Annotated in this window: 27 protein-coding genes; 15 read left to right on the top strand and 12 right to left on the bottom strand. The window is 59.0% G+C overall.

Annotated features, from left to right (window positions below; translation table 11 throughout):
* The first annotated feature begins 81 nt into the window (after positions 1-81).
* Positions 82-1578 (top strand): replicative DNA helicase, encoded by a 1497-nt coding sequence (locus BM174_RS13410; RefSeq protein ID WP_093924366.1) that lies wholly within the window; start codon positions 82-84, stop codon positions 1576-1578.
* 32 nt (positions 1579-1610) lie between these two features.
* On the opposite strand, the gene BM174_RS13405 is transcribed toward BM174_RS13410, so the two are convergent.
* Both BM174_RS13405 and BM174_RS13400 read right to left on the bottom strand, forming a co-directional pair.
* On the bottom strand, positions 1611-2336 hold the full coding sequence (locus tag BM174_RS13405) for a sterol desaturase family protein (protein WP_093924365.1): 726 nt from the start codon (positions 2334-2336) through the stop codon (positions 1611-1613).
* A 35-nt stretch (positions 2337-2371) separates the two neighbouring features.
* Complete coding sequence (locus BM174_RS13400) at positions 2372-3667, bottom strand: alpha/beta hydrolase family protein (RefSeq protein WP_218152935.1); 1296 nt, start codon at positions 3665-3667, stop codon at positions 2372-2374.
* A 207-nt stretch (positions 3668-3874) separates the two neighbouring features.
* On the opposite strand from BM174_RS13400, the gene alr reads away from it, so the two are divergent.
* The 12 genes from alr to BM174_RS13340 all read left to right on the top strand — a co-directional run bounded on the left by alr (position 3875) and on the right by BM174_RS13340 (position 15140).
* The gene (alr, locus tag BM174_RS13395; RefSeq protein ID WP_093924363.1) at positions 3875-4909 is read left to right on the top strand and encodes an alanine racemase; all 1035 of its coding nucleotides are present in this window, start codon (positions 3875-3877) and stop codon (positions 4907-4909) included.
* Positions 4906-5352 carry a paraquat-inducible protein A gene (locus BM174_RS13390; RefSeq protein ID WP_093924362.1) on the top strand — a complete coding sequence of 149 codons (447 nt, stop codon included), beginning with the start codon at positions 4906-4908 and terminating at the stop codon, positions 5350-5352. The genes alr and BM174_RS13390 overlap by 4 nt, the downstream gene beginning before the upstream one ends.
* Positions 5353-5506: 154 nt before the next feature.
* Positions 5507-6283, top strand: a complete 777-nt coding sequence (locus BM174_RS13385) for a DNA repair protein (protein ID WP_342742066.1) — start codon at positions 5507-5509, stop codon at positions 6281-6283.
* Between the two features lie 132 nt (positions 6284-6415).
* Positions 6416-7783 carry a DNA repair protein RadA gene (gene radA / locus BM174_RS13380; protein WP_093924361.1) on the top strand — a complete coding sequence of 456 codons (1368 nt, stop codon included), beginning with the start codon at positions 6416-6418 and terminating at the stop codon, positions 7781-7783.
* Between the two features lie 25 nt (positions 7784-7808).
* A complete protein-coding gene (locus tag BM174_RS13375; RefSeq protein WP_093924360.1) occupies positions 7809-8363 on the top strand; it encodes a CvpA family protein in 555 nt (184 codons plus the stop codon).
* Between the two features lie 153 nt (positions 8364-8516).
* Positions 8517-10001: an amidophosphoribosyltransferase gene (gene purF, locus BM174_RS13370; RefSeq protein WP_093924450.1), complete on the top strand. Its 1485-nt coding sequence runs from the start codon at positions 8517-8519 to the stop codon at positions 9999-10001.
* 315 nt (positions 10002-10316) lie between these two features.
* Entirely contained in the window at positions 10317-10583 is a 267-nt protein-coding gene (locus BM174_RS13365) for a pilus assembly protein PilZ (RefSeq protein ID WP_093924359.1), read from the top strand.
* Between the two features lie 63 nt (positions 10584-10646).
* Complete coding sequence (locus BM174_RS13360; protein ID WP_093924358.1) at positions 10647-11654, top strand: mechanosensitive ion channel family protein; 1008 nt, start codon at positions 10647-10649, stop codon at positions 11652-11654.
* Positions 11655-11686: 32 nt separating this feature from the next.
* A complete protein-coding gene (locus tag BM174_RS13355; RefSeq protein WP_093924357.1) occupies positions 11687-12322 on the top strand; it encodes an SDR family NAD(P)-dependent oxidoreductase in 636 nt (211 codons plus the stop codon).
* Between the two features lie 80 nt (positions 12323-12402).
* A complete protein-coding gene (surE, locus tag BM174_RS13350; RefSeq protein ID WP_093924356.1) occupies positions 12403-13188 on the top strand; it encodes a 5'/3'-nucleotidase SurE in 786 nt (261 codons plus the stop codon).
* The gene (locus BM174_RS13345; RefSeq protein WP_093924355.1) at positions 13185-13841 is read left to right on the top strand and encodes a protein-L-isoaspartate(D-aspartate) O-methyltransferase; all 657 of its coding nucleotides are present in this window, start codon (positions 13185-13187) and stop codon (positions 13839-13841) included. The genes surE and BM174_RS13345 overlap by 4 nt, the downstream gene beginning before the upstream one ends.
* Positions 13842-13892: 51 nt before the next feature.
* Complete coding sequence (locus BM174_RS13340) at positions 13893-15140, top strand: LysM peptidoglycan-binding domain-containing M23 family metallopeptidase (RefSeq protein ID WP_093924354.1); 1248 nt, start codon at positions 13893-13895, stop codon at positions 15138-15140.
* Between the two features lie 132 nt (positions 15141-15272).
* Here BM174_RS13340 and BM174_RS13335 read toward each other — a convergent pair whose 3' ends face one another.
* Genes BM174_RS13335 through BM174_RS13320 form a run of 4 tightly spaced genes read right to left on the bottom strand, consistent with a single transcriptional unit; the run spans position 15273 to position 17929 of the window.
* A complete protein-coding gene (locus tag BM174_RS13335) occupies positions 15273-16112 on the bottom strand; it encodes an ATP-binding protein (RefSeq protein WP_093924353.1) in 840 nt (279 codons plus the stop codon).
* Complete coding sequence (tatC, locus tag BM174_RS13330; protein WP_093924352.1) at positions 16109-16990, bottom strand: twin-arginine translocase subunit TatC; 882 nt, start codon at positions 16988-16990, stop codon at positions 16109-16111. The genes BM174_RS13335 and tatC overlap by 4 nt, the downstream gene beginning before the upstream one ends.
* Positions 16991-17659, bottom strand: coding sequence for a Sec-independent protein translocase protein TatB (gene tatB, locus BM174_RS13325; protein ID WP_093924351.1), 669 nt, complete (start codon positions 17657-17659; stop codon positions 16991-16993). It abuts the gene before it with no gap.
* A gap of 6 nt (positions 17660-17665) precedes the next feature.
* Positions 17666-17929: a twin-arginine translocase TatA/TatE family subunit gene (locus tag BM174_RS13320; protein ID WP_093924350.1), complete on the bottom strand. Its 264-nt coding sequence runs from the start codon at positions 17927-17929 to the stop codon at positions 17666-17668.
* A 173-nt stretch (positions 17930-18102) separates the two neighbouring features.
* On the opposite strand from BM174_RS13320, the gene BM174_RS13315 reads away from it, so the two are divergent.
* Complete coding sequence (locus tag BM174_RS13315) at positions 18103-18777, top strand: helix-turn-helix transcriptional regulator (RefSeq protein WP_093924349.1); 675 nt, start codon at positions 18103-18105, stop codon at positions 18775-18777.
* 9 nt (positions 18778-18786) lie between these two features.
* Here the strand turns inward: BM174_RS13315 and BM174_RS13310 are convergent, their stop codons facing one another.
* The 5 genes from BM174_RS13310 to BM174_RS13290 form a co-directional block, all read right to left on the bottom strand.
* Complete coding sequence (locus tag BM174_RS13310) at positions 18787-19158, bottom strand: Lin0512 family protein (protein ID WP_093924348.1); 372 nt, start codon at positions 19156-19158, stop codon at positions 18787-18789.
* The gene (locus BM174_RS13305; protein WP_093924347.1) at positions 19151-19504 is read right to left on the bottom strand and encodes a Lin0512 family protein; all 354 of its coding nucleotides are present in this window, start codon (positions 19502-19504) and stop codon (positions 19151-19153) included. Before BM174_RS13305 ends, BM174_RS13310 begins: the two co-directional genes overlap by 8 nt.
* Positions 19501-20601, bottom strand: a complete 1101-nt coding sequence (locus tag BM174_RS13300; protein ID WP_093924346.1) for an ABC transporter ATP-binding protein — start codon at positions 20599-20601, stop codon at positions 19501-19503. The genes BM174_RS13305 and BM174_RS13300 overlap by 4 nt, the downstream gene beginning before the upstream one ends.
* Before the next feature lie 33 nt (positions 20602-20634).
* Positions 20635-21993: an SLC5/6 family protein gene (locus BM174_RS13295; RefSeq protein WP_093924345.1), complete on the bottom strand. Its 1359-nt coding sequence runs from the start codon at positions 21991-21993 to the stop codon at positions 20635-20637.
* Positions 21994-22203: 210 nt separating this feature from the next.
* Entirely contained in the window at positions 22204-22983 is a 780-nt protein-coding gene (locus BM174_RS13290) for an SDR family oxidoreductase (protein ID WP_093924344.1), read from the bottom strand.
* 144 nt (positions 22984-23127) lie between these two features.
* Here BM174_RS13290 and BM174_RS13285 point away from each other — a divergent pair, with 144 nt between their 5' ends.
* Entirely contained in the window at positions 23128-24141 is a 1014-nt protein-coding gene (locus tag BM174_RS13285; protein ID WP_093924343.1) for a Hint domain-containing protein, read from the top strand.
* 34 nt (positions 24142-24175) lie between these two features.
* Here the strand turns inward: BM174_RS13285 and BM174_RS13280 are convergent, their stop codons facing one another.
* Positions 24176-24541, bottom strand: a complete 366-nt coding sequence (locus BM174_RS13280; RefSeq protein ID WP_093924342.1) for a nuclear transport factor 2 family protein — start codon at positions 24539-24541, stop codon at positions 24176-24178.
* Positions 24542-24593: the final 52 nt, after the last annotated feature.

Genomic DNA, 24593 nt, shown 5'->3' with positions numbered 1-24593 from the left:
CTTAGATATCCACAAAGATATACAATTTGCGCTGACCCGCCCTGCTGGATATGACAAGAGCGGGCACCAAGGGGTAGATTGATGAACGAGATAACGTCGCTGAATGCGAACCAGATCGCTGTGCAGGCACCGGAAACGATGCCGCATTCGACCGAGGCCGAACAGCAACTTTTGGGCGCAATCCTGACCAATAACGATATCTTTGATCGCATCGCGTCCATCATCGGCCCCAAGCATTTCTATGACCCTGTACACGCGCGCATCTTCGATATCGCCGCCGCACGGATCGCCAAGAACAACCTTGCCAGCCCCGTGACGCTTAAGGCGTTCATGGAGGACGACGAGGGCCTGAAAGAGCTGGGCGGCCCTGCCTATCTCGCCCGTCTTGCCGGCGCTGCGATCAGCGCCTTTGCCGCGCGTGATTATGCCCAGATGATCTATGACCTCGCGGTGCGCCGCGAATTGATCCAGCTTGGCCGTGACATTGCCTCCAAGGCCGCACAGGTCAACGTGTCCTCCGAACCGCGCGAGCAAATCGTCGAGGCAGAACAAGAGCTTTACCGTCTGGCGGAGCAAGGCCAGACAGAAAGCGGATTTCAGAGCTTTCTCAAAGCTGTAACCGACGCAGTTAATGTGGCAAATACGGCCTATCAGCGCGATGGCGGCCTTTCCGGCGTCTCGACGGGTTTGATTGATATGGATAAAAAGCTCGGCGGGCTACACCGCTCTGACCTTTTGATCCTCGCGGGTCGTCCCTCTATGGGGAAAACATCGCTTGCCACCAACATCGCGTTCAATGTTGCCAAAGCCTACAAACGCGGCATGCGCCCTGACGGCACCGAAGGCGCGATTGATGGCGGCGTGGTAGGGTTTTACTCGCTGGAAATGAGCGCCGAACAGCTTGCCGCGCGTATCCTCTCGGAAGCCTCGGAAATTCCCTCCCAGCAAATTCGGTCGGGCGATATGTCCGAAGCCGAATTCCGCCGCTTTGTTGACGCCGCCAAATCGTTGGAAGCCTGCCCGCTGTTTATTGACGACACGCCTGCCTTGCCGATCAGCCAGTTGGCCGCCCGCGCCCGACGGCTCAAGCGGACGCACGGGCTCGATGTCTTGATCATCGACTATTTGCAGCTGGTTCGGGGCACCGGAAAGTCGGAAAACCGCGTTAACGAGATTTCCGAAATCACCATGGGCCTCAAAGCCATCGCCAAGGAGCTCGACATTCCGGTGATCGCGCTGTCGCAGCTTTCGCGTCAGGTTGAGAACCGCGAAGACAAACGCCCACAGCTGAGCGATCTTCGTGAATCGGGTTCGATTGAGCAGGATGCGGATGTGGTGATGTTCGTTTTCCGTGAGGAATACTACAAAGAGCGTGAAAAACCCGGTGACCACGAGCTTGAAAAAATGGCCGCGTGGCAGGAAGAGATGGAGCGGCTACACGGCCGCGCCGAGGTGGTCATTGGCAAGCAGCGTCACGGTCCCATCGGCACCGTCGATCTGAGCTTTGAGGGCCGCTTTACCCGCTTTGGCAACCTCGTCAAACCTTGGCAGCAAGGCAACGACGATCAGGAATTCTAGTCTCGGTAGCGCGGTTGCGTGCCGCCCTAATGCTAACTTACCGCAGCGCGGGCGATTTCGGCTTCTGAGAGCTCGTATTTCGCCGCAAACCGTTCTCGCGCTGCGATCAGGCGCGGGTCATCGGGGCGCATGCCCAAGGTACGGATAAACTCGACCCTTTGCTGGGATTTCAACGCCTCGCGGTCGATATCGGTGCCCATAGCGCGGTCGATAATCTCGCCACCGGGGCTGACGTGAAACCATTTGCTGAAGTCGCGAAAGTGGTGCTGGTTATGCAGGCGCGTCACATGCCGCTCCAACGCTGTTTTCGGCAGGGTCAGATGGGCGGACATGTGAAACCACTCATAGGTCAGAAATGTGATGATCCCACCGACCGGCACCACCGCCACCGCAATCCAAAGCGCTGCCGGCAGCCCCAGCAGCGTTGTAACTGCCCAAACGAGGATGAAATTCCCGATCAGGATCGGCAGCGCCACCCAGACCGGCACAAAAAACAGCCCGTGGTTGGTAGGAAAGTCATGGTGCCCATAGTGCGCACGATAAAGCAAATCAAACCGCCATTGCTGGCGTGGCGGGGCCAGGTGAAACACAAAGCGGTGCAGGCTGTATTCATTCAGCATCTGCGCGCCGATGCCTAAGGGCACCAAAAACCAGACCCAAAGCGGCGCGGCCCAAACCATTGCCACAAGCCCGATCGCGCAAGCCAGTGCCATTGTGCCAACGCCGTCATGGCCGAACATGATCCGCAGACGTATCATCCCCTTTTACCCGTCATCCTCTGGCACCGCCGGCCTTACTCGCCCGCAGCCCGCCGCTCGTAAAGTAACCCTTTGGCAGTACCCTTGGCAAAACCCTTCCAATAGGTGTGATCGGGCTTCTCGCTGCCATCTTCAGCGACCGACCAGATGCCAGCGTTGGAATCCTCGGTCAGGTCGAGGTATCCGGCTTTTTCACTGTCGCCCTTCAACTCAAGATCGAGCCATGCGGTGACAAAATGCTGAGCGATGTTGTTCATCCGCGCCGTGTCCCAGACTGGATCGGTGTAATGCTCGGAGACGTTAAAACCCAAGGCATCGTCGTCGCGAAAGCTCTCTTGCGGGGCGGGCATGGGCGCGCCGGAGTTGTGCCCCCCGTTGACATAGGTCAGCAGAGCGCGATCCACGCCGGTGGTATTTTCCCAGATTGCCCGCACGCCTTTTTCGTAAAGCGATACATCATCTTGCGAGCCCGCGATAAATAGCATCGGGATCTGGACCCCGGAAAGACCTTCGGCGTCCCAGAAGCCGGTGTTCATCCCCCATGGGCCAAAGGCGACTGCGGTCTTGATCCGTGCATCGGGAAGATTTTTATGCGTCTCGCTCCCCGCCTGATGCTGCGCGAGCGTGCCATGCGGCGCGCCCCATGCATATCCCACCGACGCTTCGGTCACACCGCCGCCAGCGGTGATCACTGCGCCGTATCCGCCCATAGAATAGCCGATCAAGCCGGTGTTGTCCGCGTCCAGCAGCCCATTCAGAAATCCGGCTTCGGCGCTCAGACGTGCCATTTCGTCCAGAACAAACAATTGGTCGAGAGAGCGATTGACCAAGGTCGAGCCAAAGGCCGCCTTATCGCTGTACGTTGAATCGGTGTGGTCAATCGACGCCACGACATAGCCCTTGGAGGCGATATTTTCAGCCAGATGCGACATCAGGAACCGGTTTCCCGGATAGCCATGGCTGACCAGCACCAGCGGGTAGACGGTGCCCGAAGCATCAGGCTCGGCATCGCGCACAGCGCGCCCCTCAAGTGCTACCGCAGTGGTTCCATCGCGCGCCACTGTCTGCAAGGTCGTACTGCCGCTGGCCCCTGCCGCTGCTGGATACCAGACTTCGACCGTCACGGGCCGGTCGTAGGTCGGCAGCGGGTCGGGCTTGGCAGCGGCGGGATCAATTGCGAGGATTTCAATACGGCCGGGATCGCTCAGATCAATCTGGCGCACCCCGACGGGCAAGCTGCCATAGGCCGCCAATTCCGGCGCCGAAGGTAATTGTGTGTCGATCCGGTTTTCGGCATGGGCGGGTAGCGTGGCCGAGAGCCCGATGACCATTGCAGTCGCTGTGGCAGATTTTGAACGATAGAACATAAACAAACCTTTGCTGAAAAAATCAATGCACTTGCCGCCAGAGTAACCGGACAGGTTTTTCAAACAAGGATTTCGTTGGCTCTACACCGTCTCTGCCGCAACGTCAGATTCTTCAGCGTGTGTGGTTTGGGTGGCCTTGACGTGGCTGCGCATCCTGTCAGAACCCGCAGCATGACAACATCCAAATTGACAATCGATCTGTCCGCAATCGTCGCCAACTGGCAGGCTTTGAACGCAATGACCCAAGTCGAGACCGCCGCTGTGGTCAAGGCTGATGCCTACGGGCTGGGCATCGCGCGTGTGGCGCCGGCTTTGGCGTCTGCGGGTGCACGGCAGTTCTTTGTCGCCTGCGCCGAAGAAGGTGCTGCCCTACGCGATATCCTAGGGCCCGGCCCCACCATCAACATTTTCTCCGGCCATATGGCGGGAGATGCCGGGATGATCGGGGGTGCCAAGCTGACCCCGATGTTGAACTCGGTCGACCAGATGCTGCGCCACGTCGAATCCTTGCCCGGTCATCCCTTTGGCCTGCAGCTCGACACCGGCATGAACCGTCTGGGGATGGAGCCGGCGGAATGGTCGGCGCTGCGCGATATCGCATTGGCGCAACGGCCCGCGCTGATCATGTCGCATCTGGCCTGCGCCGATGAACCTGCCCACCCGATGAACCCTGCGCAATTGCAGGCGTTTTACGAGATGACGGATGGTATCGATGCGCCTTTGTCGCTGAGTGCGACGGGCGGCATTTTTCTGGGCAGAGATTACCACTTCGATCTGACCCGCCCCGGCATTGGCCTGTATGGCGGGCTACCATTCACCGAAGCCCTGCCGGTTGTCACGCTGGACGTGCCGGTCATTCAGGTGCGCGAAGTCTGGGCGGGCGAAAGCGTGGGCTATGGCAATGCATTTGTTGCCACTGAGGACATGCGCATCGCGACCGTCGCGGCAGGTTATGCCGACGGGTTGCCCCGCGCGATCGGACCAAATGCGCGCTTTACGCTGGACGGGCGCCACGTATCCGCTGTTGGACGGGTATCAATGGATCTGATTACGGTTGACGTCACCGGCCACGATGGCACCCCCGAATACCTGCAACTCATCGGCCCGCACCAATCTGTCGACACGGTGGCAGATTTTGCCGAGACCATCGGCTATGAGATTCTCACATCTCTCGGGTCGCGGTACAGCCGCGCCTATGTTGGATGAGGACCGGGCTGCTCACGCTGCTGAACCTTGCCTTGTTGATTTTATTTCCGGTTTCGTGGGCTGCACCACTGATGCGCGCTGGCATGCTGCCGCTCTTTGCGCTGAACGAGATCTCGGTCCTGACCGGCTTACAGGCGCTGTGGCGGACGGATGTGTTTCTGGCTGCACTCGTCACCCTTTTCGCGGTGGTAGCGCCCTACGGCAAAACCGTGACGCTCGCGCTTATGCATTTCGAAATTCTGAGCCTGCATGCCTTGCCAGTGCTGCGCCTGCTCGGAAAGCTGGCGATGGCCGAAGTCTTTCTGCTGGCGCTCTATATTGTCCTTATCAAAGGCACAGGATTCGGGCGCATCGAAGTCGGCTGTGGGCTTTATCTATTCACAGCCTGTGTCCTTGCCTCGTTGGGCATAAGTTGGGCAACGAAACAAACTGACACAAATTGAACGATTGTCTCGCTTTGAGCAACAAACAGCAATTTCAGTTGTGATAAAAACAGCGAAGTAAAGTTTTTCGTCGAATGAGCGGAACTTTACCATGGAAATCGCCGTTGGTCGGCATAAACTTGCCGATAACGCTTTGCCCCGGGGGGAAATAGCCGTGACCCAGATCCGATCATTCACCTACCTCATCCAATTCATCTTCCAGCGTCTCGCTTTGGCGACATTTGCCATTGCCGCGCTCGCGATGCTGGGAGCCACGCTAATGGCCACTTTTGGCCTGTGGTCGTGGATCAGCCTTGATGTTCAATATCAGGGTGCGCCTGTCGAGAACGCTGGCATGTACGCCCAGATCGGGTTGACCGTTCTGGCCATCGGAATTTGCTTCTTCCTGCCATCTAACAGCCGCGTTATGCAGCTGGAAAACTCGCACCGGTCTTTCTCCATCGGGATGAACGACGTGTCGCGGGCCTACGCTGCGGTTCACGCTCAAGACCGTGCTCAAACCTTCCAGCTTAGCTCCGAGTTTGATGCGGTGCGGGAGCGTTTGGCCTATCTGCGCGATCATCCTGATCTCAGCACGCTCGAGCCTTCGTTGCTTGAAGTTGCGGCACAGATGAGCCACATCAGTCGCGAGCTTGCGACCGTCTACTCCGACGACAAGATCAAGCGCGCCCGTGACTTCCTCAAGCAGCGCCAGCAAGAGCTTGAGCTTTTCAACTCGCGCCTTGATCAGGCAAAAGGAATCTCCAACGACCTTAAGCATTGGGTCCACGAGATCGAGCTTGAAGAGAGTGTAGCCGCCGCCCAGCTTGACCGTCTGCGCGAAGAAATGCGCGAGATCATGCCCGAGCTTGGCCTTGAAACCGTGGTGCGCACCAACCCCTCTGCGTTGGACAATACTGTCGTCGAGATGCCACCAAAGGCTGCCGAGTAACTCCGGCACGCCCGCAACGCGGCTCCCCCCCGCACGGCAAACTGCATCGGGTCCCCCAACCCCGCCAATACAATCACCCGTTCGCGGGTGATTTTCCTTTGACGCGCCGCCCACGGTCAGACAAAAGGCGCCATGGCTAAACCCGTCAAGAATTTCAGCTGCACCGCCTGCGCTGCCAGCTTCAACAAATGGTCGGGGCGCTGTGATGCCTGCGGCGAATGGAACACCATTTCCGAAGACAAAGGAATCTCCGCCGGTCCGCCAAGCAAATCGCTCGGTGCGAAACGCGGGGCGACTGTGGCGCTCACTGACCTATCTACCGAAGAATCACCGCCCCCACGCAGCCTGTCGGGCATCGGCGAGCTTGATCGGGTATTGGGCGGCGGTTTGGTGCCAGCTTCGGCGATCTTGGTCGGCGGCGATCCGGGTATCGGCAAATCCACTTTGCTGTTGCAAGGCGCGGCGCATTTCGCCCGCAAGGGTTTGAAAACCATCTACGTCAGCGGCGAGGAAGCCAGCGCACAGGTCCGCATGCGCGCGCAACGTCTAGGCTTGGCCGATGCGCCAGTGAAGCTCGCCGCCGAAACAAATCTGCGCAATATCCTCACCATGCTGGAGACCGAGCGCCCTGATCTGGCGATTATCGATTCGATCCAGACCATGTGGGCGGATAACGTTGAAAGCGCGCCGGGCTCTGTCTCGCAGGTCCGTGCGGCGGCCCATGAGTTGACCAGCTTTGCCAAGCGGCGCGGCGTTTCTGTCGTACTGGTCGGCCACGTCACCAAGGAAGGCCAGATCGCGGGCCCGCGCGTTGTCGAACACATGGTCGACACAGTGCTTTATTTTGAAGGCGAACGCGGCCACCAGTTTCGCATTCTGCGCAGTGTTAAGAACCGCTTCGGCCCCGCCGACGAGATCGGCGTATTCGAGATGACCGGTGCGGGCCTTGCCGAAGTCACCAATCCCTCTGCCCTGTTCCTCAGCGAACGCGGCGGGCCTGCGGCAGGATCTGTGGTCTTTGCAGGCATCGAAGGAACCCGCCCCCTCCTGGTCGAGCTTCAGGCTCTGGTTGCCCCCTCACCCCATTCGCAGGCACGCCGTGCGGTTGTTGGCTGGGACAGCGGGCGGCTGGCGATGATTCTTGCGGTGCTGGAGGCACGCTGCGGCATTCCGTTTGCTGGGCTTGATGTTTACCTCAATGTCGCTGGCGGCATGAAGATCACCGAACCTGCCGCCGATCTGGCGGTTGCGGCGGCGTTGCTTAGTGCGCGCGAAGATGTGGCACTTCCGCCCGAAACCGTGGTTTTCGGCGAAATCAGCCTGTCTGGGGGCTTGCGTCCGGCGTCCCAGACCGAAAACAGGTTGAAAGAGGCGCAGAAACTTGGTTTTACCAGCGCGATTGCTCCGTCCGGAGGGAAACCTGTGGGCGTTTCTGGAATCACGCTGAATACGATGGGCGATCTGACCAACTTCGTAGGCGAAATTTTTGGGGCCGGCTAAGCGCCCCCAGTAAAAGGCAAGACGCATGGACGGTTTTACGATCATCGACGGGGTTGTCGCACTGGTTATCGTGCTCTCTGCTCTGCTGGCCTACGGGCGCGGGCTGGTACGTGAATTGATGGCGATTGTCGGCTGGATCGCTGCGGCGATACTTGCCTTTCTCTTCGCCCCGCAGGTAGAGCCGCTGGTCCGCGAGCTTCCCGTCGTCGGCGAATTCCTCGCCGATAGCTGTGAGTTGTCGATCATCGGCGCCTTTGCGCTGGTCTTTGCCGCAGCCCTTATCGTGATCTCGCTGTTCACGCCGCTGTTTTCGTCACTGGTTCAACGTTCGGTTCTGGGCGGTGTCGATCAGGGTCTTGGTTTCATCTTTGGAGTGGCGCGCGGCATCCTCTTGGTCGCCATCGCTTTCTTTGTTTATAAAACCGTGATCACCGGCCAAGAGATCACCGTCGTTGACGAAAGTCGCTCTGCCGCTGTGTTTGGGCGCTTTACCGACCGGATCGAAGAGCAGAACCCCGAGGATGCCCTTGGCTGGGTGACCACCCGCTATGAAGCTCTCGTGGGCAGCTGCGCCGAGTGATCGACCTCTGCGGATTTGCCCATCACAAATCCGTTGCAATAGCGCCGGTACGGGGTGACACCCGTGCCGCGACCGCCTATATCACCATCTAACGTTGCCGGATCGGAGCTGTCCACAGTGCCCAAAAACGTCCCCGATGTCCCCACCAAGATCATGCCACCCGCCAATCCGTTTGATACGTCCTATCTGCGGGATGCAGGCAGCGAGGACAAATTGAAGGAAGAATGCGGTGTCTTTGGCGTTGTCGGCGTGGCCGATGCCTCCAACTTTGTCGCCCTTGGCCTGCACGCTTTGCAGCACCGCGGTCAGGAAGCAGGCGGCATCGTCAGCTACGACCCCGCCGCCGGTTTCCAGTCTGCCCGCCGCTTCGGCTATGTCCGCGATAACTTCACCTCACAGTCGGTGATGGAGACCCTGCCCGGCGAATTGGCCATCGGCCATGTCCGCTATTCCACCTCGGGTGCCAAAGGCCAGACCGCGATCCGCGATGTGCAGCCGTTCTTTGGCGAGTTTGCTATGGGTGGCGCCGCAATTGCGCATAACGGCAATATCACCAATGCCGTTGCCCTGCGCCGCGAGTTGATCGAGCGCGGCTCGATCTTTCAAAGCTCCAGCGACAGCGAATGCATCATCCACCTGATGGCCCGCTCGTTGCAGCAGAACATCCCCGAACGGATGGAAGACGCGCTGCGCCGTGTCGAGGGTGCGTTTTCAATCGTCGCCATGACACGCACCAAGCTTATCGGTGTACGCGACCCGCTGGGTGTGCGTCCGCTGGTGCTCGGCAAAATTGGCGATGGTTGGGCGCTCAGCTCCGAAACCTGCGCGCTTGATATTATCGGTGCGGAATTTGTACGCGAGATCAAGCCTGGCGAAATGGTGGTCATTACTGCCGATGGCGTTGCCTCGCACTTTCCGTTCCGTGCCCAGCCGTCGCGTTTTTGCATCTTCGAACACGTCTATTTTAGCCGTCCCGACAGTATTCTCGGCGGCCGCTCTGTCTATGAAACCCGTGAGGCGATTGGCCGCGAACTGGCCAAAGAAAGCCCTGTGGATGCCGATCTGGTCTGTCCGGTACCTGACAGCGGCACTCCTGCTGCCATCGGTTTCTCGCTGGAATCAGGCATTCCCTACGCGATGGGCATCATCCGCAACCAGTACATGGGCCGGACGTTTATTGAGCCGACCGAACAGATCCGCAACATGGGCGTGCGGCTTAAACTCAACGTCAACCGTGCGCTGATCAAGGGCAAGCGGGTTATTCTGGTGGATGACAGCGTCGTGCGCGGCACCACCAGCCGCAAGATCAAAGAGATGATTTTGGATGCCGGTGCTGCCGAGGTTCACTTCCGCATTGCCTCACCCCCGACGGCATGGCCTTGCTTCTATGGTGTGGACACGCCGCAGCGCGAAAAGCTGCTGGCCGCGACCATGTCCGAGGAAGAGATGCGCGAGCATCTTCAGGTCGACAGCCTGAAGTTTATATCGCTGGATGGTTTGTACCGCGCCGTGGGCGAAGCCGAAGGCCGCAACAAGAAGTGCCCGCAATACTGTGACGCGTGCTTCTCGGGCGAATACCCTGTGATTCCATCGGATCAGGTCACGCAGGGCTTCGAGATGAAGCCGGCAGCGGAGTAAGCGCCGCCGCCCTTCCTTACGTATCGAACTTTAAACATATTCAGCCGCTTCAGCCTTCTAAACGCTGGGGCGGCTGTTTGTTTGTTCGATCAGCGTGTTAACGGCTGGCGCTTTTCGCTCGAAAAGCGCGCTCCTGCCCGTGACCCAACGTTTCCGGCCACTGTTAAGCTAATTTTTGCGCATCCTCTGGCAAACTACGGCTGATGCAAATCTGCACGTCTTCCGGCCTCCTATGGTGGCTGCTAGCTGCAGTGCAGCAACAACAGTTGAAACCACAGGTGCTGCTCCCCGAAAGGGCTGCGCTGAAAGGAACACATGGCTTCGAACACACAGAACGGGACAACGAATGCAAGAGTCGCGCAACTGGCGACTGAAAAGGCGCAGCTTGATCGCACCGCGCTGATCGGGATTTTTGGCAGCTCCAATAGACCCGGAGCTTTGGTGCGCGAAAGCAACGGGCGCGTCACACGGGTCGGGGTCGGCGACCGGATCGACGGGGCGCTGGTTTCCGCGATTGGCGAGACCCGATTGGTGCTGTCGCAGCGCCGCGGCACAAAAATCCTGGAACTTCCAAGCACCTGAGGAACCAAACGCTGCCCCAGTGCGTTGGGAAAAAATGTCTGACGCAAAAAGGGATCGCACCGCATGGAAGAAGTTGACGCCAATCCAGGTTTGATTTTCGATAAACTTGACGCTTGGCTCGACGGATTTTTCAGACTGTTGCCGAACATCGGCATCGCCATTGTGGTTTTTCTGATCTTTCTGGCGATTGCGCGCGGGGTCTCTGGCTTAGTGCGCCGCGCCGCGCGTCATCGCGACCGCCCCTCGCTCGGCGACGTGGGCGGGAGCCTTGCAGGCTGGATGCTGATCATCGTAGGCGCAATGCTGGCCGTCACCATCGTGGTCCCGTCGATGAAGCCGGGTGACCTGATTGCTGGGCTAGGCGTCAGTTCGGTCGCGATCGGTTTTGCCTTCAAAGATATTCTGCAAAACATGCTCGCGGGGATTTTGATCCTGCTGCGGCAGCCCTTTGAAGTCGGTGACCAGATTGTCTCCTCCTCGGGCCACGAAGGCACGGTCGAGCGGATTGAAACCCGTGCAACCATCATCAAAACCTACGACGGGCGCCGCGTGGTGATCCCGAATGCCGACATTTACACTGATAGCGTTGTGGTCAACACCGCCTTCGACAAGCGCCGCTCACAGTATGACATCGGCGTCGGGTGCAACGATGATTGGAACGAATCGCGCCGGATCATGGTGGAGGCCTGCGCGGGTGTATCTGGTGTGCTGTCCGATCCCGCTCCCGAAACAATTCCGGTCGAGCTTGGCGATTTTGCCAATGTCATCCGGCTGCGCTGGTGGACAAGGCCCGACCAAGCCTCCGTCATCCATACCCGCGGCGACGTATTGCAAGCCGTCTACAAAGCACTCGATGACGCGGGTATCGACATGCCCTACCCTACGCAGGTGCAGCTTTTCCACGACCAGACGGATGAGCATGACGGCGACCGCGCCCGCCAGCGCGAAGGCTGGCCGACCACGGGCGACGATCCAAAACCGCGCCGCATTGCTGACGCGCTTGAAAAATCCGCCGCAAAAACCACAAGTAAAGCCAAGTCGACAGAGACCAAGGCACCCGCCACCTCTTGACGCCTGTGCCCGCGCGGTGCAAAGCCCGATCCATGACAAAAACAGCTCTGATCACCGGTGCCTCGCGCGGCCTTGGCGCAGCCCTCGCCGAAGCGCTCGCTCCCACCCACCACATTATTGCTGTGGGCCGCACCACTGGCGCGCTGGAAGAGCTTGATGACCGCATCAAAGCCTGTGGCGGCAGCGCCACGCTCGCCCCGATGGACATCACCACGCCCGAGGCAATGGCGGTGATGTGCCGCGGTATTCATGACCGTTGGGGTAGCCTTGATATCTGGTTTCACACCGCGATCCATGCAGCACCGCTGGCCCCAACCGACCATATCGACACCCGCGATATGGCAAAATCGGTGGCCTGCAACATTACCGCAACGGCCACGTTGATCACCTATGTCGCCCCGCTGCTCGGCCAATCGGGCGATGCGGTGTTTTTCGATGATCCGCGTGCTGGCACTAAGTTTTTTGGCAGCTACGGCGCGACAAAAGCCGCACAGATCGCGCTGGCACGCTCATGGCAGACCGAAGCCGCAACAATCGGCCCCCGCGTTCATATCGTGACACCCGAACCTATGCCGACCGCGACCCGCGCCCGGTTCTTTCCGGGCGAAGACCGCGACAAGCTCTCGGACATCCACGCGCAAGCCGCTGCGGTATTGGCGCAACTCTAAGAATTTGGGCGGCGTAAAATCCGCGCCGCCGCTTGCCCCAGCTTCCCCCCTCGCTTATCAAACGAAAAAGGGGCGGTTTCATGCGTATTCTAATCACCAATGATGATGGCATCAACGCGCCGGGGCTGGCTGTGCTGCACGCGATTGCCACCGATGTCGCGGGGCCGGGTGGCGAAGTCTGGACCTGCGCGCCTGCGTTTGAGCAATCGGGCGTCGGTCATTGCATCAGTTACACCCATCCTATGATGATCAACCAGTTGGACGACTGTGTTTTTGCAGCTGAGGGCAGCCCCGCCGATTGCGTGCTGGCCGCGATCCACGACGCGATGACCGCCGCGCCGCCCGATCTGGTGCTTTCCGGCGTCAACCGCGGCAATAATTCGGCCGAGAACACCCTCTATTCCGGCACAATCGGCGGCGCGATGGAGGCAGCTCTTCAGGGCTTGCCCGCCATTGCCATGTCGCAATTCTTCGGGGTCGAGAACCGCAGTCTAGATGATCCGTTTGAAGGGGCTGCTGCGCATGGCGCCGACGTCGTACGCCGCATTTTGGCGAATACGCCCGCGCATACAGACGGTTACCGACTGTTCTACAACGTAAATTTCCCGCCCGTGCCCGCAGCTGACGTCAAGGGCATCCGGCTTGCGGCCCAAGGTCTGCGCCCCGGCACAGGATTTACAACCGAGCCGCATGTCTCCCCTTCCGGACGGCGGTTTTTGTGGATACGTGGTGGTGACCAACAGGTCCGCACCGCCGAGGGCAGTGACGCCGCCGTCAACCTTGATGGCTACGTCTCGGTGACCCCGATGCGTGCCGACCTGACCGACCACGCCGCGCTCAGCACCCTGAGCGGCATTGATACATGAACGAACCCGCCACCTCTGACGCAGAACGCAAAATGCAATTTCTCTACGCGCTGCGCTCAAAGGGCGTGACCGACAATGCTGTACTTTCGGCGATGGAAGCGGTGGATCGCGGCCCATTTATTCGTGGCATTTTCGCCAATCGCGCCTATGAGGACATGCCCCTGCCGATTGCCTGCGGGCAGACCATCAGCCAGCCTTCGGTTGTCGGATTGATGACGCAAGCGTTAGAGGTCAGTCCGCGCGATAAGGTCCTCGAGATCGGCACCGGATCGGGCTATCAGGCAGCGATCCTCAGCAAGCTGGCGCGCCGTGTTTATACGATCGATCGCCACCGCCGTCTTGTGCGCGAAGCCCGCGAGATTTTTGACGCATTGCAGTTGAACAATATTACGGCCATCACCGCCGACGGCAGCTTCGGCCTTGCCGAACAGGCACCGTTTGACCGTATTATCGTCACCGCCGCCGCAGAAGACCCTCCCGGCCCGCTGCTGGCGCAGTTGAAAGAGGGTGGCATTATGGTCCTCCCTGTTGGCCAATCCGACGCCGTTCAACACCTGATCCGTGTGCGCAAAACCGCCACTGGGCTGGAATATGACGAAATGCGGGCTGTTCGCTTTGTTCCCTTGTTAGAAGGGTTGGGCAAGGACACATAATCGGCTATAAGGCCGCAAACCCCGGATGCACATGGGGCAGACTATGAGGACATGCAGATGCGTCACCACACCTTGCGCCGCCCGATCACACGGGCCAGCCTGCTGGCCGGTGCCAGTGTCCTCTTTCTCGCGGGTTGTGAAAACCAGCCGCTGGATTATGATTTACGCGGGCTAAATGGCGGTTTTTCGACCGCTGATGCAGCCTCTGCTCCGGTCGCCGACCGGCCCCGCCCCGATAATCGCGGCGTGATATCCTATCCCAACTATCAGGTCGCCGTGGCGCGGCGTGACGATACGCTGGCCGATGTGTCCGCGCGGGTCGGCGTCAATCTGCAAGAGCTGGCGCGCTACAACGGCATGCAGCCCAACGTCCGCTTGCGCAAGGATGAGATCATCGTGCTGCCAAGCCGCGTGGCCGAGCCTTCGCCTGCCACAGGCGCCACCACAACCGGCCCGATCACCGCGCCGCGCGACATTACCAGCATTGCAGGCGACGCAATCAACCGCGCTCCTGCGACACCCGGCGTGCAGACTGCAGCCCTGCCGCCTGCCTCGGCTCCAGTTGCGGCATCGCCTGTCGCGGCGCAGCAAGCCAACAAAGAGCCGATCCGCCACAAAGTCGAGCGTGGCGAGACCGCTTATACCATTGCGCGGCTCTATAACGTGCCGATCAAGGCATTGGCCGAATGGAACGGCTTGGGCCCTGATTTCTCCATTCGTGCTGGGCAATTCTTGTTGATCCCCGTGCCACAGCAAAATCCGCCAGCCCGCTCGGTGCCCAGCGAAGCGGCACAGGCCACCACACCTCCCGGTGCTGGCTCACCAACCCCTACGCCTCCCTCGGCTGCCAAGCCATTGCCACAAGATACAACCGCGAAGCCGCTGCCTGCGGCAACAACGCCGGCCAAGCCGGTTGCCGATGTGGGAAAAACCTCAGCTCCCTCTGCCCCGACCAAAATGTCACCCCCAGTTCAGGGCAGCATCATTCGCGGCTATGCCAAAGGTAAAAACGAGGGTGTTAATATTCAGGCCGCTGCGGGCACTGCGGTCAAAGCGGCTGATGCGGGCGTCGTCGCCGCGATCACCAAAAGCGCCGAGGGCGTGCCGATTGTAGTCGTGCGGCATCCTGACAACTTACTGACCGTCTATGCCAATGTCGCCGATGTGAATGTCGCAAAAGGGGACAACGTGGCACGGGGTCAGCAGATCGCCAAACTGCGCGGCGGTGAGGATGCCTTCGTGCACTTCGAGGTTCGCAAAGGCTTCGATAGCGTCGATCCCGCCCCTTATATTCAGTAACCTGCACCGCGCCTTAGCTGATAATTATCGACCTGTGGGGAAAATGCCTCACAGGACCACGACTCTGCAGCGCGTGCCTACAGAGTCCACGATGCTGGTCTTGCCGGAAGCCCGGGTTCCACAGCGCCGGGGTTAGATCTGGACGCCCTTCCGGCCTGCGAGATCAACAAAATACTGCCACGCCACACGGCCCGAACGCGACCCACGCGTTGCCTGCCATTCAATGGCATCTGCTGTCAGCGTCTCGTCTGCGATCTCAACTCCGTGAGCGTCGCAGTAGCCACGGATCATCGACAGATATTGCGCTTGATCGCAGGGGTGGAAGCCGAGCCACAGACCAAACCGATCCGAGAGCGAGACCTTTTCCTCGACCGCTTCAGACGGATTAATCGCGCTACCGCGCTCGTTTTCGATCATATCCCGCGGCATCAGGTGACGGCGGTTGGATGTCGCATAGAGCACCACATTGTCAGGGCGCCCTTCAATGCTACCATCTAACACCGCCTTAAGCGATTTGTAGTGGCTGTCATCATGGCCAAAGCTCAGATCGTCACAGAACAGCACAAAACGGTGTGCGTCACCACGTAGCAGGTTCAGCAAACGACCCACCGATGGCAAGTCTTCACGCTGCAATTCAATCAGGCGCAACCCTTCATGCTGTGACTGAACATCGGCATGTATCGCCTTGACAAGGCTGGATTTACCCATCCCGCGCGCCCCCCAAAGCAAGGCGTTATTCGCAGGCAAGCCAGCCGCAAATTGGCGGGTATTGGCCAGCAGTGTCTCGCGCGACCGATCAACTCCGACCAGCAAATGCAAATCAACCTTTGCAACCTTGTGCACAGCTCCCAATCTGTCGGGGTTGGTGTGCCAGACAAAGGCAGTCGCTGCATCGAAATCAGGGGCTGCCAGCGGCGCGGGAGACATACGCTCCAGCGCCGCGGCGATCCGGTCCATCGGGTCGTCAATCACTTGTCAGCGTCCTCACGATCGTCCTCGAACTCGGCCATCAGGTCTTCGTCTTCGTCATAGAAGCCCTCTTCGCGTAGACGCTTCTCGCGCTTGCGTTCAACACGCTTCACCAGTTGGATCGAAATCTCGTAGAGGCCGTAAACTACAACGAACAAGATCACCTGCGTGATCACATCAGGCGGCGTTACCAGGGCAGCAAGCACGAGGATTGCCACAACCGCGTATTTACGTACGCTGCGCAGACCCTCGGCACTGACCAGCCCAGCCTTACCCATCAGGGTCAACAAAACTGGCAACTGGAAGCACAAGCCAAAGGCCACGATGAACTTGATCGTCAGGCTCAGATATTCCTGAGCGGAGCCTTGAAAAGCAATGGCTGCGATGCCGTTTTCGCCATTTGGCCCTTCACCGACAAGTGTACCCGCCTGCTGAAATCCAAGGAAGAAATCAAAGGCCAACGGCGTGACCACATAAAAGGCAAAAGACGCGCCCAGAAAGAACATCAGCGGGCTGGAGATCAGAAACGGCAGGAAAGCGCCCTTTTCGTTCTTGTAAAGCCCGGGCGCCACAAACCGCCACAGCTGGTAGCTGATATAGGGAAACCCCAACATCAGGCCACCAAGGAACGAGATCGAAATCGCAACAAAGAAGCCTTCTTGCAGCTTGATCAGGATTAGCCCGCAATCGTCTTGCCCACGTTCGGCCATGGCCGAGCATAGGGGCGCGGTCAGGAAGTTAAAGATAGGGTTCCATACGGTAAAGCAGATCACCATGCCGATGATAAAGGCGATGACCGAATGGATCAGCCGCGTGCGCAGCTCCGCCAGATGTTCGATCAGGGGGGCCGCGCTGTCGTCGATGTCGTCTGATGCGCTCATTTACGTGCTCTTTTTCGCAGCTGTTTTGGCCGGAGCCTTCTTGGCTGCTGGTTTCGCGGCTGTTGTGGTTGCCGCAGGTTTTTTTGCAGGCGCTTTCTTGGCGGCGGGTTTCTTTGCCACCGATGCTTTTGCTGCTGTCGCCGTTTTCTTGGCCGCAGGTTTTGCGGCTTTGGGCGTGGCCGCTGCAGTGGTCTCGGTCACACGTGCCGTGCTTGGCGCAGCTGTGGCCGCCGGTGTCAGCTTGGCTTCGGCCTCATCGGCCTTGGCAAGCGCCTCGGTTGCCTCGCGCTGTTTACGCTCTGCTGCCGCACGCGCTGTGCCCGCCTGTATCTTATTGACGTCCTCGGCCCGTTCCGCAGCTAATTTTCCGGTCTCGCTGTCCGGGTCGATCTTGGTGAGCGAACTTGCAGCTGATTTGACACTGTCCATCGCTGAACCTAGCGGATTGGTTGCGGCTTTAAGCGATTTGTTCAGGCTTGAGGAGACCTCGCGCACGCCGGTATCATCAGCGGCATCGTTCATTGCCTGACTGAATTCGCGGGCCATGCCTTTGGCTTTGCCGACAAATTGCCCGACACGCCGGAACAATACCGGCAAGTCCTTCGGCCCCACGACGATTAACGCCACGACACCGATGACCAATAACTCTGACCACCCCAGATCGAACATGTGCGTTTACACCCGGTCTTTGTCGGCGATTTTATCCGTCTTGGGGTGCGTGCCAAGGTCGGTATGCTCGGGCAGGTCGGCATCGTGCAGGTCTTCGACGTGTTTGGTGTCGGTCTTCTGCTCTTCTTCGCCTTCGCTGATGCCCTTTTTAAAGCTGGTGATGCCTTTGCCGACTTCACCCATCAACGACGAGATCTTGCCCCGACCGAAAAGTACCAACACCACAACCGCGATCAGCAGCAGGCCCGGCAAGCCAATATTATTCAACATCTGCGCTCTCCCATGATTCCGCAAAGCCGCACAGGGGCGACCGTTCGTCATCGGGTGTAGTGAATTTGTCAGGCTGGCAAAAGCGGCAAAGCCCTATGGCATGGTGATCAGCAGCGCAGTGCCGGGCTATTTGCAGGGTTGCAGCGGACAACTGACAGGTTAATGTCAGGAGTATGCTACGCCAGAACCGCCTTTTCGAGATTATGCAGCTCATGCGCGACGGGCAGACCCATCGCGCCGAGGATATTGCCAGCCGCATGGGCGTCACACCGCGCACGGTTTATCGGGATATGGACACTCTGGCGGCATCGGGCGTGCCGGTGTCGGGAGCGCGTGGCGTGGGTTACAGGCTCGCCGATGTGATCAGCCTGCCGCCGCTTACCCTGACCGACGTGGAATTCGAAGCGCTCAATCTGGGGCTCGCGATCGCGGGCGAAGTCGCCGATGCCGCATTAAAATCCGCCGCCCTTAGCCTTGCAGAAAAGATTGACGCGGTGCTGCCGGAGAGGATCACAGCCGAAGCGGAGGCGTGGAAATTTGCCGTCTATCCCTTTGCCGATACTGCGCGTGGCATCCGCCATATCGCTACCCTGCGTGCCGCGATCAAGGCACGGCAAAAGCTGCGACTGACCTATACGGCGCAGTCAGGCACCGTGACAACGCGCCGCGTGCGCCCCTTGATGATGGAGCATCTGGGCAGGATATGGCTGCTGACGGCTTGGTGCGAACTGCGCAGTGATTTCCGTACCTTCCGGCTGGATCTGATCGAGAGCGCCGAGGCGTTGCCGGAGCTTTTTACCGATGAGGCAGGCAAATCGCTGGCTGAATTCCAAGCGCAAAAGCCGTAAGGGAGTTGATCACTCTTCCTGCGCAGCGACCACAAGCCGCCAGTCGGTTTGCGGCGGCAAAAACGCCTCAACACTGGCCTGTGCGATTACAATCGTATCCTGCGCACCTGTCACATTCAGCCCGCCAAAAACCGCCCGAACTTCGGCTCGACCGCGCGGTAAACGCGCTGTGAGGGCTGCGATATCGATCTTGTCCGGCTCGTGCACCGCCACGGTCACCTGCACCCGCATCGCATCATGCGGAAGCTCCAACACGCCGAACAACGGCAGCGACGAATGGCGCAGCGCATCGTCAATCGCCCGCGCGGCGGCTTTGGTATAATCCATCCCGTGCAAGTCGTTGCCCATGCCCATTTCGATGATCACGCGCTGCTCACCCATCGGCCCGCTCCATATCAAAACCGACCGACAGCGCCACATTGGCGATGATCGTCGGGTTGCCCTGCCCTTCGGGACGCGGCACATCCAACCCGCCACGGTGCAGATTTACCGTGACAGAGCCATAGGGAAACACCGCCCGCAGCACATCTGCGTCAACCGCTTCAGGCTGCTGCACGCCAACATCGAGGGTGATCTGCATGTCCGCTTTGTCAAAACCAAACAGCTCGGCCAGATTGATCGAGTTGTGCCAAAGCGCATCCTCGACCGCGCGTTTGGCCGCTTGGGTATAGTCACCTCGCCGCAGCGACGATCCCATCCCGAATTCCACCAGCAATGTTTTGGTCATGACGTGCTCCTTGAAGCGACAGGGAAAACAAAGCAACGGTCGCGCCTTATGGTCAGCCACATCACTGCGCCGGGCTGGGGCAAAAACACATTCGGGACTGTCGCCTTAAGCGTCGATCCATCGTAATCCATCACAAATTCCACGAGGCTTTCGTTGCCCATGAACCGCGCCCGCGCCACGGTCGCACGCGCCGCCGTGCCGTCGGTGGCCGTCGGCACTGGCCCCTTGCCCCCTCGATCAAAGTCGATCCGGACGTGCTGGGGGCGAAACACGATATCAACGGGCGTGCCATCGGGCACACCGGGGGCGAGAAACCTGCCAAAGGGCGTCTGCGCCAGCGCGCCGGACACTTCGGCATGCAGCACATTTGCGTCAGAAAAGAACGACACCGAGGCGCGATCAAGCGGGCGGGTATAGACGTTATAGGGCGCGCCCTGCTGTACGATCTTTCCATCGCGCATCAGGGCAATTTCATCCGCCATGCGCATGGCTTCGTCCGGCTCGTGGGTGACCAGCAGGACGGCGGTGTCTTCTTCCTTCAACACAGTCAGCGTGTGGTCGCGTATTTCATCGCGCAAACGATTATCGAGGCCAGAGAATGGTTCGTCCATCAGCATAATCCGCGGCCGCGGTGCCAAAGCCCGAGCCAGCGCCACGCGCTGCTGCTCCCCGCCCGAAAGTTGATGCGGGTAGCCGTCCACAAAACGTTTGAGGTCCACGCGCTCCAGCAAATCTTCGATGCGGGCGCGGCGGGCGGCCTTATCCATCGTTTTGAGGCCAAAGCCCACGTTGTCCGCCACGCTCAGGTGAGGAAACAACGCAAAGTCTTGAAACATCAGGCCAATTTCCCGCCGCTCCGGTGGGACCCGAAAATTTGTATCGCAGATCAGCTTGCCATCCACATAGATCGAGCCGCTGTCTTGCATCTCGACGCCTGCGATCATCCGCAGCGTAGTGGATTTACCGCAGCCCGACGGGCCGAGCAGGCAGGTCACCTGCCCCGGCATGATCTGAAGGCTGACATCGTCGACAACCGCGCGCCCGTCGTAGCGGCGCTTGAGGTTGCGGATTTCAAGGCGGGGAATTGCGGCCTGCATGGGTATCCGATGAATTTACTCGGATACCAGCTATCAGCCGCGCCGCAGGCCCGCAAGCACTGCCGCAAAGCCCGAGACCAGAACCACCGCGCAGATCATCAGCAATTGCTCATATTTATGTCCCTCGGGCAGGAGCGCTGCAAACATCGGCCAGTCGCGGCCAAAATAGGCAATCGCGCCGAGCATCGCCGTTCCGAAGGCGGTGAAATAGGCCCAAGGCGCGATCTGCCGTCCGCCAATCAGCGCGACCAAAAGAACGGGCGTTAAAAACATCGATGCGGTGCCAGATACCGCCACCGCGTCGAACAAGGTCGCATCGCCCCAAAGTGTCAGGCAGGTGCCCACACCCATGAAAGCAACCATCGCCACCCGCCCGCCATTCAACGTGCGTGGCGCGATGCCCAATTCCTCAACAACCAAGCGGGCGGCAGCGGCCAGAGTGGAATCAAGCGTGCTTAGCGCCGAGACCAGCAAGGAGATCATCAGGGCCAGAAAAACCCAAGGCGGGAACATCACGGCCCAAGTGCCGAGCAGCTCGCCTTCGTAAGCCGCGCCCATGAGGCCGGCCTGTATCCCGAAAAAACCGAAACCGATGATGCAAAGTGTCGAAATCCAGAACGCATGCAGAAACGACCGGCGTGTGGTCTCAGGGTCGGCCAGAAATCCGCGATCCATCATCACCGGATCATGCGCAGGATAGGAAAATACCTGCAACAAAGCGACGGCCAGCAGGACCCACCCGTTCCACGCGCCCGAGGTGCCCGAAGCTGTCAGCACCGAAACGAGATCAAAAGCTGGGGCCGTGACCAGCGCCAAAAAGGCCAGACCAAAGATGACAATAAACACCAGCATCTGCATGACATCGGTGCGTAGTGATGCCGACAAACCGCCCCACGCGGAATATCCCAGCCCCAAAAGTCCGGCAATCAGAATTGCAGTGGTGCCGCTGCCCGCCAGAACCGCGTCGAAGATCAACCCAACGACCAGAAGGTTGGCGAAAACCTCGGACAGCAGCCGCAGGGCAATCACGAAGTTATAACATCCATTGCCGGCCGAGCCGAACTGCGTGCCGAGCCAATCCTGTAGCGACCGCGCACCATTTCGCCGCAAATGACCCACGATATAGCCGCCAGTCAGAAATGACCCATAGTAGGCGGCATAGGCCAGCGTTCCGGCGATCCCGTAATAATATCCCAAGATCGCTGCATTCATTAACGAACGGGCGAAGATCCATGTCGTTACCTGGCTGAGCACCAGAACCATCAGCCCCGGCGCGTGTCCGTTCTCATCTGCGCCGCCAAAGAACCCTTCGACGGTGGCGCGTTTAGGGGCCACAAGGAAACTGGCGATCAGGATCGCGCTGAAAACTATGATAAGGGTCGCGGCTTGCATCGTTACAGGAACCTTTACGCTCAAAAACTTTGCAAAGGATTAAGCCAGACGAGACGAAGCTACCAGCAACCGGAGGCTTGCTGTCAGAAACGTGATAACTAATGGCAGAAAATCTAGCGGTAGTTGCGCAGCGTTGGCGGCATGGTCTGCCGCCAACGCTGTCCATCGCACTTGGTCGCTAGAATACAATTGGCCCGAAAGCCAACGCTCCTACATGGTCAGATTGGTGCCGCCACCGTCCAACAATAGGTTTTGCCCGACGATAAATCCGGCGTGCTGCGAACAGAAAAACGCGCAAGCCGCGCCAAACTCCTGCCGCGTGCCATACCGCCCTGCCGGAATGCCCGCGGCACGCTGGCTGCGGGCTTCATCCATAGTGATGCCCTTGGCTTTCACCACACCCTGATCAAGGCTATCGGCCCGATCGGTCGCATGAATTCCGGGCAGCAAGTTATTGATTGTAACACCTTTATCGGCAACCTGCCGGGCCGTGCCAGCCACATAACCAGTCAATCCGGTGCGGGCAGCGTTCGAGAGCCCCAACACGCCAATCGGCGCGCGCACGGACTGGGAGGTGATGTTCACGACCCTGCCCCAACCACGATCCATCATGCCGGGCACCAACGCTTTGATTAGCGCAATCGGCGTCAGCATATTGGCGTCCAGTGCTTTGATGAAATCTTCACGCTCCCAATCATGCCACATGCCAGGAGGCGGGCCACCGGCGTTGTTGACCAGAATATCGACTTCGCCCGCTGCCGCGATCAACTGCTGCTGGCCCTCTGGGGTGGTCACATCAACGGCGACGGTTACAACTTCAACACCATGCTCCTGACGGATCCGCTCAGCAGCAGCTTCCAGCGCTTCAGCACCACGTGCGTTCATTACCAGCGACACGCCTGCTGCCGCCAATGCCTCGGCGCAACCAAGCCCGAGGCCCTTTGAAGACGCACACACCAATGCGCGTTTGCCTTTGATTCCCAAATCCATGATACGATTCCTTTGTTAAACTTTCCTAAGTCCTAACAGCAAAGACGCCGGACGCCAGCAAAACACCCGAAGGTTGTCCAAGCATTGTCACAATTCCGAACTATCTCTTGGGCATAAGCTCTAACCCCCGTCCAAAGGTTTTCCATGGCCCGTTCCCGCCCCGCCTCCGCGCAAAGCGTTCCTGTTTTTCGCGCCACTGATATCGTGGCGACGGATGGCGCAAATATGGGCGACACCTTGTCGTTTGCGGCCGAGCTTTTGTTGGATGATGTTTATGAGATCAGCCCTGATGCCGCACCTTTGCGGCTGTCGCTATTACCGCTCAGTGCCACACATTTCCGGCTTGGTGAAGCCACCGGCGCAGGCACGCCGGGTGCCGAAGTTTATCTTGATTCAGCGTTGATGTTCATGTCGCCGAACGGGCATTTAAATGAGGCTTTGCTTCTGGTCGAAGTAGATGACGAGCAAAACGTCTCGGACGTTTATCTGCTGCCGCTATCCACTCTTGCAGCACGGGTTGAACATCGGCTTGTCGGAATTGATATAAAGACAGCATCGCAAAAATTCGGACAGGTAGCCTGCGTTTCCTTTACGCGCGGCACCCACATTACGCTGGCCACCGGTGAGCAGCGCCTCATTGAAAACCTCAATGTTGGCGACAAGATCCTGACCCGCGACGACGGGGTACAGCAGGTACGCTGGATCGGCCAAAGCACGGTGCGCGCGGTTGGTGAGTTTGCGCCGATCTGCATCCGCGCGGGCACGTTGAATAACGAGCATGACCTGATCGTCAGCCCTGACCACCGCCTTTTCGTCTACCAACGCACCGACGAGGTTGGCGCGGGGCGCGCAGAATTGCTGATCAAGGCGCGGCATTTGGTCAATGGGGAGACCGTGTTGGTGCAAGATGGCGGCTTTGTCGATTATTTCCAGCTGTTGTTTGACAGTCACCAGATTATTTATGCCGAAGGGATCGCGGCAGAATCGATGCTGATTGACACCCGCACGCGCACCATCTTGCCAGCCGATCTCTCAGCCGCCATGGGCGACATCGTGCCCGGCCATTCCGACCTACCCCACGCCGGGCTGGACGTGAGCGAGGCGTTGCTAAAACGCCCCGACGCTGCTGAACTGTTGCGCAAGGCCAGCGGGCGCTAGCGCGCCACGCCAACGTCGCGCCTATTTGCCGCCACTAAGTGGTGTAGAAGAACTCCTCACGCGCAATCTTGCCATCGCTGACATGGTAAATCGCGACTTCTTTCATATCGAATGCCTTGCCGCTCTGCTTTTCCTTGCCCTGCATCTCAAAAATCACGGCAAAACGATCATCGCCATGCAACATCGGGTCGCTGATGTTTCCACCGGTGACTTCCATCTCGCTCTCCCACCACTCATGCTTGCCCTTGATCCCTTCAAGGCCCTTGGTCTCTCTCCCTTGACCCATATCCGCCGCCTCAACCGACACTGCGTCGGACTTGTAGAGCTTGTCCAGATTGGCAATCGTCCGGCCCTCGCGACAGCCAGCCACCAATTCTTGCGCCAATTGCTTGATTTCCATTTTTAATCTCCCCATAATGTTCATGATACGTTCACAATACATTAAATTCGGC

The sequence above is a fragment of the Sulfitobacter brevis genome (assembly GCF_900112755.1).
Lineage (GTDB): Bacteria > Pseudomonadota > Alphaproteobacteria > Rhodobacterales > Rhodobacteraceae > Sulfitobacter > Sulfitobacter brevis.
This window is presented reverse-complemented; position numbering and strand designations above follow the sequence as displayed.

Excerpts from the sequence above, each read along its gene's own strand:
- BM174_RS13410 (WP_093924366.1), top strand. The coding sequence starts at position 82 with ATGAACGAGATAACGTCGCTGAATGCGAACCAGATCGCTGTGCAGGCA.
- BM174_RS13405 (WP_093924365.1), bottom strand. The coding sequence starts at position 2,336 with ATGATACGTCTGCGGATCATGTTCGGCCATGACGGCGTTGGCACAATG.
- BM174_RS13400 (WP_218152935.1), bottom strand. The coding sequence starts at position 3,667 with ATGGTCATCGGGCTCTCGGCCACGCTACCCGCCCATGCCGAAAACCGG.
- alr (WP_093924363.1), top strand. The coding sequence starts at position 3,875 with ATGACAACATCCAAATTGACAATCGATCTGTCCGCAATCGTCGCCAAC.
- BM174_RS13390 (WP_093924362.1), top strand. The coding sequence starts at position 4,906 with ATGAGGACCGGGCTGCTCACGCTGCTGAACCTTGCCTTGTTGATTTTA.
- radA (WP_093924361.1), top strand. The coding sequence starts at position 6,416 with ATGGCTAAACCCGTCAAGAATTTCAGCTGCACCGCCTGCGCTGCCAGC.
- BM174_RS13375 (WP_093924360.1), top strand. The coding sequence starts at position 7,809 with ATGGACGGTTTTACGATCATCGACGGGGTTGTCGCACTGGTTATCGTG.
- purF (WP_093924450.1), top strand. The coding sequence starts at position 8,517 with ATGCCACCCGCCAATCCGTTTGATACGTCCTATCTGCGGGATGCAGGC.
- BM174_RS13365 (WP_093924359.1), top strand. The coding sequence starts at position 10,317 with ATGGCTTCGAACACACAGAACGGGACAACGAATGCAAGAGTCGCGCAA.
- BM174_RS13360 (WP_093924358.1), top strand. The coding sequence starts at position 10,647 with ATGGAAGAAGTTGACGCCAATCCAGGTTTGATTTTCGATAAACTTGAC.
- BM174_RS13355 (WP_093924357.1), top strand. The coding sequence starts at position 11,687 with ATGACAAAAACAGCTCTGATCACCGGTGCCTCGCGCGGCCTTGGCGCA.
- surE (WP_093924356.1), top strand. The coding sequence starts at position 12,403 with ATGCGTATTCTAATCACCAATGATGATGGCATCAACGCGCCGGGGCTG.
- BM174_RS13345 (WP_093924355.1), top strand. The coding sequence starts at position 13,185 with ATGAACGAACCCGCCACCTCTGACGCAGAACGCAAAATGCAATTTCTC.
- BM174_RS13340 (WP_093924354.1), top strand. The coding sequence starts at position 13,893 with ATGCAGATGCGTCACCACACCTTGCGCCGCCCGATCACACGGGCCAGC.
- tatC (WP_093924352.1), bottom strand. The coding sequence starts at position 16,990 with ATGAGCGCATCAGACGACATCGACGACAGCGCGGCCCCCCTGATCGAA.
- tatB (WP_093924351.1), bottom strand. The coding sequence starts at position 17,659 with ATGTTCGATCTGGGGTGGTCAGAGTTATTGGTCATCGGTGTCGTGGCG.
- BM174_RS13320 (WP_093924350.1), bottom strand. The coding sequence starts at position 17,929 with ATGTTGAATAATATTGGCTTGCCGGGCCTGCTGCTGATCGCGGTTGTG.
- BM174_RS13315 (WP_093924349.1), top strand. The coding sequence starts at position 18,103 with ATGCTACGCCAGAACCGCCTTTTCGAGATTATGCAGCTCATGCGCGAC.
- BM174_RS13310 (WP_093924348.1), bottom strand. The coding sequence starts at position 19,158 with ATGGGTGAGCAGCGCGTGATCATCGAAATGGGCATGGGCAACGACTTG.
- BM174_RS13305 (WP_093924347.1), bottom strand. The coding sequence starts at position 19,504 with ATGACCAAAACATTGCTGGTGGAATTCGGGATGGGATCGTCGCTGCGG.
- BM174_RS13300 (WP_093924346.1), bottom strand. The coding sequence starts at position 20,601 with ATGCAGGCCGCAATTCCCCGCCTTGAAATCCGCAACCTCAAGCGCCGC.
- BM174_RS13295 (WP_093924345.1), bottom strand. The coding sequence starts at position 21,993 with ATGCAAGCCGCGACCCTTATCATAGTTTTCAGCGCGATCCTGATCGCC.
- BM174_RS13290 (WP_093924344.1), bottom strand. The coding sequence starts at position 22,983 with ATGGATTTGGGAATCAAAGGCAAACGCGCATTGGTGTGTGCGTCTTCA.
- BM174_RS13285 (WP_093924343.1), top strand. The coding sequence starts at position 23,128 with ATGGCCCGTTCCCGCCCCGCCTCCGCGCAAAGCGTTCCTGTTTTTCGC.
- BM174_RS13280 (WP_093924342.1), bottom strand. The coding sequence starts at position 24,541 with ATGGAAATCAAGCAATTGGCGCAAGAATTGGTGGCTGGCTGTCGCGAG.